The sequence below is a fragment of the Pseudomonas sp. Z1-14 genome (assembly GCF_051132005.1).
Taxonomy (GTDB): Bacteria; Pseudomonadota; Gammaproteobacteria; order Pseudomonadales; family Pseudomonadaceae; genus Aquipseudomonas.
In genome coordinates, this window is sequence record NZ_CP071646.1 from 793,475 (window position 1) to 805,096 (window position 11,622).

The following is an 11,622-nucleotide window of genomic DNA, read 5'->3' on the forward strand; positions in this document are numbered from 1 at the left end:
GAGCAGTTTGCCGATAACATCTGTGAGTCGCGCTAACTAAAAAGGCCCCTATCCTTCGATAGGGGCCTTTTTTCGAACAGCGATGTAGCGGGGCTGGTTAAGCGCCGTACACCGGCAGCTTCTTGCAGATAGCCTTGACCTTCTCGCGAACGGCATCGATCACCGCTTCGTTGTTCAGGTCCGCCAGGATGTCGCAGATCCAGCCGGCCAGTTCCTTGCACTCGGCTTCCTTGAAGCCGCGAGTGGTCACGGCCGGGGTGCCGAAGCGCAGGCCCGAGGTGACGAATGGGGAGCGTGGGTCGTTCGGCACCGAGTTCTTGTTCACGGTGATGAACGCCTTGCCCAATGCGGCGTCAGCGTCTTTGCCGGAGATGTCCTGCTTGATCAACGACAGCAGGAACAGGTGGTTTTCAGTACCGCCGGAGACCACGTCGAAGCCGCGTTCGATGAACACGCCGGCCATGGCCTTGGCATTCTTCACCACTTGCTGCTGGTAGGCCTTGAACTCAGGTTGCAAAGCTTCCTTGAAGCAGATCGCCTTGGCCGCGATCACGTGCTCCAGCGGGCCACCCTGGGCGCCAGGGAATACGGCCGAGTTCAGCTTCTTCTCGATGTCGGCGTTGGCGCGCGCCAGGATCAGGCCGCCACGTGGTCCACGCAGGGTCTTGTGGGTCGTAGTGGTGACCACGTCGGCGAACGGCACCGGGTTCGGGTAGACGCCAGCGGCGACCAGGCCCGCAACGTGAGCCATGTCGACGAACAGGTAGGCACCGACCTTGTCGGCGATTTCGCGGAAGCGCGGGAAGTCGAGGATCTGCGAGTAGGCGGAGAAACCGGCCACGATCATTTTCGGCTTGTGCTCGACCGCCAGGCGCTCGACTTCGTCGTAGTCGATCAGGCCGTTGCCATCGATGCCGTACTGGATGGCGTTATACAGTTTGCCCGAGGACGAGACGCTGGCGCCGTGGGTCAGGTGACCGCCGTGGGCCAGGCTCATGCCCAGGATGGTGTCGCCGGCCGACAGCAGCGCCAGGTAGACGGCGGCGTTGGCTTGCGAGCCTGCGTGCGGCTGGACGTTGGCGTAATCGGCGCCGAACAGTTGCTTGGCGCGGTCGATGGCCAGTTGCTCGACCACATCGACGTACTCGCAACCGCCGTAGTAGCGCTTGCCCGGGTAGCCTTCGGCGTACTTGTTGGTCAGTACCGAGCCTTGAGCTTCCATCACCGCGGGGCTGGTGTAGTTTTCCGAAGCGATCAGCTCAATGTGCTCTTCCTGGCGCTGAGCTTCTTGCTCCATGGCGGCAAAGAGATCGGCGTCGTACTTGGCAATAGTCAAATCACGGCTGAACATGGCGGTCCTCAAGGATCGGGGCAGAAAAGGGGGGCATTCTAACCCAACCGGTTTTGGAAGGCATATGAAAGGACGTCATGTCCTGGACGAATGGGTTTCATGCGCCCCAAGTGGTGTCCTGGCCGGGCCTTTCGCGAGCGGGCTCGCTCCCACACTTGAAATGCATTCCTCTGTGGGAGCGAGCCCGCTCGCGAAGGGGCCCGCCCAGACGATGTAAATCTCAGTCGAGCATGAACAGCGCATCATTGCTGAACTGCGCTTCAAACCGGTTGGCCGGCATCGGTCGGCCGAACAGGTAGCCCTGGACTTCGTCGCAGCCATGTTCACGGAGGAAATCCAGTTGCTCATGGGTCTCGACACCCTCGGCGATGACCGCCAGGTTGAGACTATGGGCCATGGCGATGATTGCCCGGGCGATCTGTGCATCCTGCTCGCCGGACGGCAGGCCGTCGACGAAAGTACGGTCGATCTTCAGCACGTCGATGGGGAATTGCTTGAGGTAGTTGAGCGATGAATAACCAGTGCCGAAGTCATCGACCGCGATGCTCAGGCCCAGATTCTTCAAGCCGGCCAGGATCTGCATCGCCTCGCTGACTTCGCGCATCAGAATGCTTTCCGTCAGCTCCAGTTCCAGGCAAGCCGGCGGCAGGCCGGTGCTGCGCAGGATATTGGCGATTCGCGTGCCGAGCTGGCCGTCGGAGAACTGCCGGGCGGAAATGTTGACCGAGACCTTCGGCACCCGGACCTTGGCCTGGTGCCAGGTCTTGAGCTGGCGACAGGCCTCGCTGATGACCCAGTCGCCGACGTCCACCACCAGCCCGAGTTCTTCGAGCACCGGGATGAAATCCCCTGGCGGCACCAGCCCGCGTCGCGGATGGCGCCAGCGCAGCAAGGCCTCGGTCCCGGTCAGGCGCTTGCCGTCGCCGCTGAACTGTGGCTGGTAATACAAGACGAACTCGTTCTGTTCCAGCGCATGGCGCAGGTCGCTTTCCAGCTCCAGGCGCTCCAGGGCGCTGGCGTTCATGTCGGCCTGGTAGAACTGGAAGTTGTTCTTGCCGCGCTCTTTGGCGTGGTACATGGCGGTGTCGGCGTTTTTCATCAGTTGGCTCAGCTCGTTGCCGTCCTGTGGGCTCAGGGCGATACCGATACTGGCGGTGACGAAGAACTCCCGGCCTTCGAGCACAAACGGTCGGACCAGGCTGGCAAGGATCTGCTCGGCCACGGTAATCGCCCGGTTGAGCGCCATTTCGCGGCTTGCGCGCGGTTGCAGCAACAGGGTGAACTCGTCGCCGCCCATGCGCGCCACGGTGTCGTCATCGGCCACGCAGCCGAGTAGTCGCGTGGCCATTTCCTTGAGCATCCGGTCGCCGGCGGCGTGGCCGAGGGAATCGTTGATCGGCTTGAAGCGGTCCAGGTCGAGGAACATCAGCACCACCCAGCTCTTCTGCCGTTCTGCCGATTGCAGCGCGGTATGCAGGCGGTCCTGGAACAGCGTGCGGTTGGGCAGGTGGGTCAGGGCGTCGTAGTAAGCCAGGCGATGGATGCGCTGCTCGCTGGCCTTGCGCTCGCTGATGTCGCTGAAGAAGCACACATAACTGGCGAGGTCGCCTTCGTCGTCGAGCACCGCGGTAATGCCGACCCAGGCCGGATAGTGCTCGCCGTTGCGGCGCTTGAGCCAGACTTCGCCTTCCCAGGTGCTGTGCTGTTGCAGCTGCTTGAGCACGTAGCGCAAGTGGGCTTCCTGCTGCTCGTCCACGGTCAGCATGTTGGGCAACTGGTCCAGCACCTGCGACACCGCATAACCGCTGACCCGGCTGAAGGCTTCGTTGGCCTGGACAATGTAGCCGGCCGGGTCGGTGATCAGGATCGCCGAGGTCGAATGCTCGAATACCGTCGCGGCCATGCGCAGGTCTTTTTCGGCGCGACGCTGCTGGCTGATGTCGCGGCCGACGCCCAGTACCCCCTCGAACGCGCCGTTGTCGTCCCACACCAGCACCAGCCGCAGCTCGATGGGGATCTTGCGCCCGTCGGCACGCAGGCAGTCGAACAGGAACAGTTGGGTCTGCAGCTGGTTGCGCAGCTCGGCCAACTGGTCGGGCTGGTCGAGGGCCTTGCTGACGCGATCCATCAGGCTGTAGATGCCGGTCAGTTGTTGCGGATTGGCGATGGTCGACTGCCAGCCATGCTGGAAGATCCAGTCGGCGGTGTAGCCCAGCACTGCCTGGACCGACGGGCTGACATAGTTGAGCGAGAGCTTGCTGTCGGTGGAGAAAATCACGTCGCTGATGCTTTCGGCGAGCATCCGGTAGCGCTGCTCGCTGTCGCGCAACGATTCGCTGGCCTCGATCTGCTCGGTGATGTCCTTGGCCACGCCGATGATCCGCGTGACCTGATTATGGCGGTCCCGGGCCAGGGCCTGTTCGCGGACCTCGAAACGTCGCCATTTGCCGTTGCGATGGCGAAAGCGTAACTGGCATTGCAGCAGTTGCGTGTAACCGCCGCGGCGCTGTTCCTGGCGCAGGTGGTGGTAATGATCGGCATCGTCGCTGTGAAGCAGGATTTCCCAGAAATACTCGCCCATCTGGTGCAATTCAGTACGGTCGTAGCCGAGCGTCTGGCCCAGGTGGTGGTTGCTGAAGATCATCCGCTGGCTGATGACGTCCTGTACGTAAAGATGATCCGGGACGGTGCGCACCACGTCGGACCAGAAGCCTTCGCGCTCAAGCAGCGACAGTTCGATGAGCTTGCGGCTGGTGATATCGCTGATGCTCAGGATGACGGCGTTATAGTCATCCTGCGTTTCCGGCAGGCGCAACACCAGCCACAAATGCTGGTCACGACCATGGGCGTCCTGGAGCCTGATTTCCAGTTCCAGTTGTTTGTGCTGGTCGAGCAGCGCTTCGAGCAGTTTCGAGCCAACCGGGTTGTTGTCTTTTGCCGCGTTGCCCACCAGCAGTTGCCAGGCCTGTTCGCAGGAGTCGACATTGAGCAGCTTCAAGGCCATCTGGTTGACTTCGGTGACGTGCACTTGCTGCTGTAACTGCTCGAGCTGCTGGGAGACCTGCAGCCAGGCGCGCAACTGCTCGCCATCATGCAGGCCGGCCCTGGCAAAAAAGGCCTTGAGCCCGGACAGGTCAAGTACACAGAGGGCTACGCCGGTGCCCTCGAAAATGTCCTGGTAGCGGCGGCGCCCCTCATGCAACTGACGCTGGCGGCGACGCATGTTCAGCAGCGCGATCACCGGCAGCAGCGAAAACGCCAGGCCCAGCAGGCATTTGCCGATGAACGCGGGCAGCAATTGTTCGAGCACCTGGCTGCGATCGAACAACCCGCGCAGCTGCCAGTCACTGCTGCTCAGGGGCACGGTCAACACGGTGTTGCTCAAGTCTTGCTCGGTCAATCGGGTCGGGTTGAGCGCGGGCGGAGCCTCGTCACGGCTGACGATTTGCTGGTTGAGCCGGTTCTCCACCAGCCACAGCGGGCGCAGCCCGGTATCGGCCTGTTTGGTCAATGTCGCAAAAAAACTCGGGGTCAGGCGCAACGCCCAATAACCGCGAGTACTGCCGCTGGCCTGATGCAATAGCAGGTGCACCACGGAACCGTCCTCGGCATTGCTGAAATAATGCGCCTGGGCATGACTGCGCCGTACCAGTTCGGCCAGGTAGCCGGCATCCTCGCTGGTAGCGTCGCTGTCGCTGAGCACCCGGCCGGAAGGGCTCAGCAGTGCCAGGCTGCGTAATTCGGGCAACGATTGCTGGAGTTTGCGCAGCAGCGCCTGTTGTTCGTCGGCGCTTTGCGGTTGTTCGACGATCGGTAGCAGATTGAGTGCAATCTGCGCATTCAACGCCATGTTCAGGCTGACTTGCGCGGCCAGGTCGGCGGTGTAGTCGATGGTGTATTGGCGCTGTTGCTGCTGGGTTTCGCGCAGTTGGTCGAGCAATTGCCAGAAAAGCAGGCCCAGCAGCAACAGCACCAGCGAGGCCAGCGCGCCCTTCAATGTCCCGCGCAGGGGCACGCCAGGCACAGCAGGGGCGGCGCGCGGGGACGGGGACGGAGTGACGTTGGACAAGCTGTAATCCTGCAGTTTGCTGGACTGGCGCGACGTGCACTATAAGCCGGACGCCCGAAGGGCGGCTAGCATGCCTTGACTTGTGGCAAAGTGCCAGCCCTGGGCAGCTGGACCTTGACCGACGGTTGAGGTAGCTTTGCCGGTCAAACAAGAGCGCTCCGGCTCCAGATTCCCAGGCTCAATCGGCCCGCAGGCATTGATCAACATCAAGTGCCCGCGCCGCGCATGGCCTGGCTCGTTCTTTTCACCTGTCACTGACGCTAGGTTCACCATGGCTCAATACGTTTTCACCATGCATCGGCTGAGCAAAGTTGTTCCGCCGAAGCGGGAAATCCTGAAAAACATTTCGCTGTCATTTTTCCCCGGCGCCAAGATCGGCGTGCTGGGCCTCAACGGTTCGGGTAAGTCCACGCTGCTGAAAATCATGGCTGGCGTCGACAACGAATTCGACGGCGAAGCCCGTCCGATGCCTGACCTGAACATCGGCTACCTGCCGCAGGAACCTCAGCTGGATCCGACCAAGACCGTCCGCGAAGTGGTCGAGGAAGCGGTCAGCGTGATCAAGGACGCCCAGGCGCGCCTGGACGAGGTCTATGCCGCCTACGCCGATCCGGACGCCGATTTCGACAAGCTGGCCGCCGAGCAGGCCAAGCTCGAAGCGATCCTGCAGGCCAGCGATGGCCACAACCTGGACCGTCAGCTGGAAGTCGCCGCCGATGCACTGCGCCTGCCAGCCTGGGACGCCAAGGTCGAGCACCTGTCCGGCGGTGAAAAGCGCCGCGTGGCGCTGTGCCGCTTGCTGCTGTCCGCCCCGGACATGCTGCTGCTCGACGAACCGACCAACCACCTGGACGCCGATTCCGTCGCCTGGCTCGAACACTTCCTACACGATTTCCCCGGCACCGTGGTTGCGATCACGCACGACCGGTACTTCCTGGACAACGTTGCCGGCTGGATCCTGGAGCTCGACCGTGGCGCAGGCATTCCATACGAAGGCAACTATTCGGGCTGGCTGGAAGCCAAATCCGATCGTCTGGCCCAGGAATCCAAGCAGCAGTCGGCGCATGAAAAAGCCATGAAGGAAGAACTGGAGTGGGTGCGCAAAGGCGCCAAGGCTCGTCAGTCCAAATCCAAGGCGCGTCTGCAACGCTTCGAGGAAATGCAGTCCCAGGAATTCCAGAAGCGCAGCGAAACCAACGAAATCTACATCCCGGCCGGTCCGCGCCTGGGTGACAAGGTCATCGAATTCAAGAACGTCACCAAGGGCTATGGCGACCGCGTGTTGATCGACAACCTGTCGTTCTCCATGCCCAAGGGCGCCATCGTCGGCGTGATCGGGGGTAACGGCGCCGGTAAATCCACGCTGTTCCGCATGCTGATGGGCAAGGAAACGCCGGATTCGGGCACCATCGAAATCGGTGAAACCGTGCAGCTGGCCTGCGTCGACCAGAGCCGCGAGGACCTGGACGGCAGCAAGACGGTGTTCCAGCAGATCTCCGACGGCTCTGACCAGATCCGCATCGGCAGCTACGAAATCCCGTCGCGTACCTACGTGGGGCGCTTCAACTTCAAGGGTGGCGATCAGCAGAAATTCGTCAAGGACCTGTCCGGTGGTGAGCGTGGTCGCTTGCACCTGGCGCTGACCTTGAAGGAGGGTGGCAACGTCCTGCTGCTCGACGAACCGTCCAACGACCTCGACGTCGAAACCCTGCGTTCCTTGGAAGAGGCCCTGCTGGACTTCCCGGGCGCGGCCATTGTGATCTCCCACGACCGGTGGTTCCTTGACCGCGTCGCGACGCACATCCTGGCGTACGAAGACGACTCGCAAGCGGTGTTCTTCGAAGGCAACTACACCGAGTACGAAGCCGATCGCAAGAAGCGCCTCGGCGAAGCCGCTGCCCAGCCGCATCGTGTACGGCACAAGAAGCTGGCTTGATTCGTCCGGCTAAGCAGTAACCTGTGGGAGCGAGCTTGCTCGCGAAGGCGTCAGATCAGTTGAAAGATAATTGACTGACCCACCGCCATCGCAAGCAAGCTCGCTCCCACATTGGTTTTGGGGTTGCCGCAAGATATCTGGCTGACATCGAACCCTGTGGGAGCGAGCTTGCTCGCGAAGGCGTCAGATCAGTTGAAAGATAGTTGACTGACCCACCGCCATCGCGAGCAGGCTCGCTCCCACATTGGTTTTGGGTTTCCCGCAAGATACCTGGCTGACATCGAATCCTGTGGGAGCGGGCTTGCTCGCGAAGGCGTCAGATCAGTTGAAACATAACTGACTGACCCACCGCCATCGCAAGCAAGCTCGCTCCCACATTGGTTTTGGGGTTGCCGCAAGATATCTGGCTGACATCGAACCCTGTGGGAGCGAGCTTGCTCGCGAAGGCGTCAGATCAGTTGAAAGATAGTTGACTGACCCACCGCCATCGCGAGCAGGCTCGCTCCCACATTGGTTTTGGGGTGGCCGCAAGATACCTGGCCGACATCGAACCCTGTGGGAGCGAGCCTGCTCGAGAAGGCGTCAGATCAGTTGAACGATAATTGACTGACCCACCGCCATCGCGAGCAAGCTCGCTCCCACATGAGGCCAGCAACATCACCCAAGCTCTATTTCCAGCACCTCGATCGCCACATCCCCCACCGGCCGCTTCCACACCACCTCATCCCCGATCTTCGCCCCTAGCAAGGCCCGCCCCAGCGGCGACCCCCAATTGATCAATCCATTGGCGGCATCGGCCTGGTCTTCACCGACCAGTTGCACTCGTTGCGCCTGGTCGTGCTCATCGGCGAATGTCACCCAATGTCCGATTCGCACCTGATCACATTTGCTCAAGGTGACGACCTGCGCGCTTTGCAGCCGCTGATTGAAATACCGCAGGTCCCGTTCGAGGTCGGCGATGCGCTGCTTGTCCGCCTGCTCGCCCTGGGCTGTCTGTTGACCGTGCAGCGCTTGCAACTCGGCGACTCGCGCCTGTAGCTGGGCAAGCCCGGCGGGCGTGACGTAATTGGGTTGTACGCTGACCTGGCGCTCGACCGGTTGATCGGCCTGGGCGGCGGCGTTGTCTTCGTTGACGAAGGCGCGACTCATGGCATTCTCCTCTATTGGAGTTTGGGCCATGGTCGCAGGGTTTTGGTTTCGACGAATGTCTGTACGCGACTCACGGCGAGCGATAAGCCCGGGCGGCGTCCCGATCTTTCTCCTGTTGCCAGGCCCGTTCGCGGTCGTCCCAATGGCGCTCGCGGTAGGCGTCACGCTCTTGACTCTCGCGCATGGCCTGGCACTGACGAAAGCCATCGCTCCAGCCTTCGGCGTAGTGGGCGTCCTTGAGATAACGCGGCACGTCTTTCCTGAATTGGCCAGTAATCGCGCCGGCCGCTTGCCGGCCACTGCTGCAACCGTCATCGAAGCCATCGGCGAAGGCCGGTGGATAACCTCGGGCGATCAGATCCTCGTGGGTGGTTTCGCAGCCACCGAGCAACATCAACACACCCAGTACCACTGCCGCGCGCCTCATGTTCTGCCTGCCTGCCGGATCCACTTGTAAGGCAAGTCTAGAAGCGGATTCGTCAGAAAGGCGTGAAAGCGCGGTTATCATTCCGTTCGTTCAGTAGTGGTACCACTTCACTTCGAGCATCACCTCGGTTTCCGGCGAAGCCAATTGGCTGAATTCGCGCTGGGCGCTCAGGCGCAGACCGAGGTTGCGCGACAATTCCCACTGCTGATTCAGGCTCACGCTACGGCGCACTTCGCCGTTGACGAAGTAATCGCCCTTGGCTTCGAGGCTCAGGTTGCCCAATGGGTTTTTCCACAGCACGCCGCTGTTGAAGCCAGCGGCCGGGGCGATGAACTGGGCGAAGTCGTTATTGTGCTCGACCCGCACCGTGCCCAGGGCAAAGCCCAGCACATCCTCACCCAAGGCCCAGGTACCACCGGCGCCGCCGTTGACGTGGCTGACCAGGGTTTCATCGTCGTGTTTGCCAGGTACCCGCTCCAGGCCACCGGTAACCTGCCAGGACAGCGGCTGCAGCAACTCATTGCGCGGGGTCAGCGAGCGAATGGTCGCCAGGTCCAGTTGTTGTAGCTGCCAATCGTTGCCTTCGTACTGGCGCAGCTTCAATTGCAGGATCTCGATCTGCGCGCCGAGCGGGAAACTCTCGGCGTTGTCGTTGAGGTCGTGATAGGCCATGCGCAGGCCGTATTCACCGAACGCACGATCGCCTCGCGTACCCAGGCCGGCCTGCCAGGTGCGTGATTCATGCCCGTCCTCGGGCAGGCCGGGTTGCGGGATGTCCAGTTCCGGCGCGGGATTGCGGTTGATCGCCCGCAGCAGTTCGAAGCTGCGCTGGGCCCGCTGTGGGTCACGTTCCTGGCCGTTGGCGCGATAGCGCTCCAGGCGATAGGCGGCATCGATGATCAGGGCCTGGCGTTGACGCGGCAGCGCCTTGAATGCCGGCGCTTGCAGTTGCTGCTGGTCGGCGCTGACTTTCTGTACCCATTGCTGCTCGTCGTCGCTGAGCGGCTCGGCGCGGCTGAGCAGCTCTCGCTCGCGGGACGGCCGGTACTGGATGCTTTCCACCAGTCCGGCTTCTTTCACCGCCTTGACAGTGTCGGTGGGGATCGCCGTCAGCGGGAACTGCTCGGTCAGGCGCAGGCTCGGACGCGCCACCTGCAGCAGTTCGAGAAGGCGATAGGAGCAGTTTTCATCGAAGAAGAAATAGTCGAACTGGATCTGCTTGAGTTCCCACACATGCTCGACCATGCGTTCGGTTTCCGCCTGACTCAGGTTGAGGCGGTATTCCCACAGGTCGCGGTTCTCCAGGCTACGGTACTCGGAGAGTTTTTCCTGGTACGGCACCAAGGCGAACAGACCGGGATAGCCGCCCATCAAACCCTTCCAGGCGTAGAGCAGGCTGTTGTCCGAACCTTCAATGTAGGCGCCGAAGTTGATTGCGTAGCTGAGCAGGGCGGTCTTGTCGCTTTGCACGTCGGCCTGGTCGATGCGCAGCAAGGTATGGCCGAACATCGAGGAAGGACTGTTCAGGTACGCGGCGGGGAAAATCATCACCGCGCTGTGGGGCGATACGTCCTTGAACCACTGGGTGAATTCGCTGCAATTGACCGCCGGCAGGTCCGTCAGGTTGAGCTGCGCCTTGAGCCAGCGCGTTCGCGCCGGGTACACGCACTGGGCATGTTGCTGGCCGGCGCTAGCCGGGCCATACAAGGCTTGCAACGTGGCGGTCAGCTCACGGTCGGGATGTTCATTGCCGTCGGGTGCGAGGAAAAACTTGCGATCGCTGACATAGCTGCGCCAGCCACCGAGCTTGGCCGTTTCGTAGTGACCCAGGGAAATCCAGAAGCGGTCATTGGCCAGTTGCTGCAAACGTTGAGGATCGACATGAGGCGCGGCGGACAGCGGGGCGCACACGCAGAGCGCCAGCCAGGCAAGGCGTTTGAGCATAGTCGGCTACTTGGAAAGTCGAAAAATAAAGACCGAAGGGGCCCCAAAAAGAAAAAACCCGCTCCCCGAAAGGAGCGAGTGATGTCGAGCTTAAGCTTGAGTAGCGTACTTGGCCAGGCGAGGGTCGTTTTTCAGCACGGCCAGGGTGTTGGTATGCACGTCTTCGGCGGTCACGTCAGCCTTGCTGAAGATCTGCTGGAAGTGCTCGTGGGTCACAGCGGAGAAATGCGCGCGGTCTTCCGGCGCCACGCCCAGTACCACGGCGTAGGTAGTCAGTGCTTCACCCTGACCCTTGGCCATGTCTTCGGACAGCTCGTTCATCATGCCATTCATGGCCAGCCAGGACTTGCCACCGTAGGTCAGTGCCGCGTTGGTCGAGCAGCCGTTGGTGCCGGAGGTCATGCCGAAGGTGGCGTTGCCGGAGGTGCCGTTGGTGGTGGATGCGAGGAAGTGCGCCGGGGTGCCACGCTGGCCTTCGAACAGCATGTTGCCCCAACCGCAATCCGGGCCGCCCGGGGCCTGAGCCATGGCGTTGATGGATACAGCGGTGAAGAGAGTACCGAGAAGAATCCGTTTCATAGCTATGTTCTCTTTATGTGCATACCAATGGACAGAGTCTGGCCCCTACAGCAGCCAGTGGGCCGGTTATTGTTCCAGCCGCGCAGTTTGGAGTTTAGGCACGTTCCGAGGGTTCCGTGACATTTTGCAAAAACATTATTTGAAATCACCTGTTTACGGGCTTCTGC

7 protein-coding genes are annotated in these 11,622 nt (G+C 61.4%); 1 reads left to right on the forward strand and 6 read right to left on the reverse strand.

Features of this window, described 5'->3' with window-relative positions; translation table 11 throughout:
- Window positions 1-97 precede the first annotated feature (97 nt).
- Window positions 98-1,351, reverse strand: coding sequence for a serine hydroxymethyltransferase (gene glyA, locus J3P89_RS03755; protein ID WP_305498691.1), 1,254 nt, complete (start codon window positions 1,349-1,351; stop codon window positions 98-100).
- A 220-nt stretch (window positions 1,352-1,571) separates the two neighbouring features.
- Window positions 1,572-5,420: a bifunctional diguanylate cyclase/phosphodiesterase gene (locus J3P89_RS03760; protein WP_434696755.1), complete on the reverse strand. Its 3,849-nt coding sequence runs from the start codon at window positions 5,418-5,420 to the stop codon at window positions 1,572-1,574.
- A gap of 271 nt (window positions 5,421-5,691) precedes the next feature.
- Between J3P89_RS03760 and ettA the strand changes: the two genes are divergently transcribed.
- Window positions 5,692-7,356: an energy-dependent translational throttle protein EttA gene (ettA, locus tag J3P89_RS03765; protein WP_434571705.1), complete on the forward strand. Its 1,665-nt coding sequence runs from the start codon at window positions 5,692-5,694 to the stop codon at window positions 7,354-7,356.
- A gap of 657 nt (window positions 7,357-8,013) precedes the next feature.
- On the opposite strand, the gene J3P89_RS03770 is transcribed toward ettA, so the two are convergent.
- From J3P89_RS03770 to J3P89_RS03785, 4 genes are all read right to left on the reverse strand, one after another.
- Window positions 8,014-8,505 carry a GreA/GreB family elongation factor gene (locus tag J3P89_RS03770; protein ID WP_434696756.1) on the reverse strand — a complete coding sequence of 164 codons (492 nt, stop codon included), beginning with the start codon at window positions 8,503-8,505 and terminating at the stop codon, window positions 8,014-8,016.
- A gap of 70 nt (window positions 8,506-8,575) precedes the next feature.
- Complete coding sequence (locus J3P89_RS03775; protein ID WP_434655546.1) at window positions 8,576-8,932, reverse strand: hypothetical protein; 357 nt, start codon at window positions 8,930-8,932, stop codon at window positions 8,576-8,578.
- Window positions 8,933-9,022: 90 nt separating this feature from the next.
- Window positions 9,023-10,876: an Lnb N-terminal periplasmic domain-containing protein gene (locus J3P89_RS03780; protein ID WP_434628133.1), complete on the reverse strand. Its 1,854-nt coding sequence runs from the start codon at window positions 10,874-10,876 to the stop codon at window positions 9,023-9,025.
- A 90-nt stretch (window positions 10,877-10,966) separates the two neighbouring features.
- The gene (locus J3P89_RS03785) at window positions 10,967-11,455 is read right to left on the reverse strand and encodes a DUF3015 domain-containing protein (protein ID WP_030140293.1); all 489 of its coding nucleotides are present in this window, start codon (window positions 11,453-11,455) and stop codon (window positions 10,967-10,969) included.
- Between the last annotated feature and the right edge of the window lie 167 nt (window positions 11,456-11,622).